Here is a 1000-nt window from a genome sequence, read left to right as displayed (position 1 = left end):
CCCCGTGGTCTGGCGCGGCCTTTCATGGGCTTTACAAAGCGGCACTGCGCCATGTGCTTCTGCGGCTCAAATTTGACGGTCACCTCTACCTGGCCCCTTTGCTCGGAGCTTTTCTGCAGGAGGCCGCCCGCTGCCTGCCCCGGCCCGACGCCCTGGTGGCTGTTCCGCAATATCCCGCCCATCTGCGTCACAGGGGTTATAATCAGGCACACGAACTTGCCAGAGCCGTGAACGCACAGACAGGATTTGAACTTGCGCCCGACCTCTTGCACCGCACACGCCCCGGCCCGGCACAGATAGGCCTGAGCGCCCGTGCGCGGCCCGACAACGTACGTCACAGTTTTGCCTCCTCATCAAAGGTCAGAGACTGCCGCCTGTGGCTGGTGGATGATGTCATGACCACAGGCAGCACCCTGCGCGCCGCCAGCCTCGCCCTGCTCGATGCCGGAGCCGCACGGGTGGATATTCTTGTGGTCGCGCGCACAACAAAAGACCCGGCAGCGCCTTGGGCATCCCACCAGGCTGACCCCGCTCACCAGGCAGCCCTGGAGGACGAATCTTACATCTAGACGCCGGACGCCCTTGACCGCGCCACATGACAATGCCGGGGCGTTCTGTTACGCTTACGACAATATAAAAGCCCGAAGCCACATGCCCGACCGACCGGTCGCGCAACCCTTTCTGGCAAAGCAGGAGCATTCATGCCGCGCATTTCTTTTTTGCATACGCTGCCACGCACAGCGGTCGCCTTTTTTTCCGCCATAGTGTGCACAGCCGCTCTTTTCGGACTCACGGCGACTTCCGCCCGGGCGCAGGTAACCCTGCTGGTTCCGAGCCAGCCCAGCATTGAGGCTCCGGCCAAGGCGGAAAAGACCGAACCTGCGCCCAAGCGTGAAGACAAAAAACAGGAAGGCAAGCAGGCCGCCGCCAAAACGGAAAAAAATGCGGATGCGGGCAAAAGCAAGTCCGCGCCTGCCAAGGCAGCCCCCCAGGCCGCCGC

The 1000-nt window shown here is 62.5% G+C and carries 1 protein-coding gene and 1 pseudogene; both read left to right on the top strand.

What is annotated here, in order from left to right; genetic code table 11:
- Positions 1–569, top strand: a 569-nt coding sequence (locus V6C16_RS14160; RefSeq protein WP_333543547.1) for a ComF family protein, incomplete at its 5' end; no start/stop codon positions are given.
- 132 nt (positions 570–701) lie between these two features.
- A pseudogene (locus V6C16_RS14155) lies at positions 702–1000 on the top strand (DUF4198 domain-containing protein); the annotation flags it as partial.

The sequence above is a fragment of the Desulfovibrio sp. 1188_IL3213 genome (assembly GCF_036763145.1).
GTDB lineage: Bacteria > Desulfobacterota > Desulfovibrionia > Desulfovibrionales > Desulfovibrionaceae > Desulfovibrio.
This window is presented reverse-complemented; position numbering and strand designations above follow the sequence as displayed.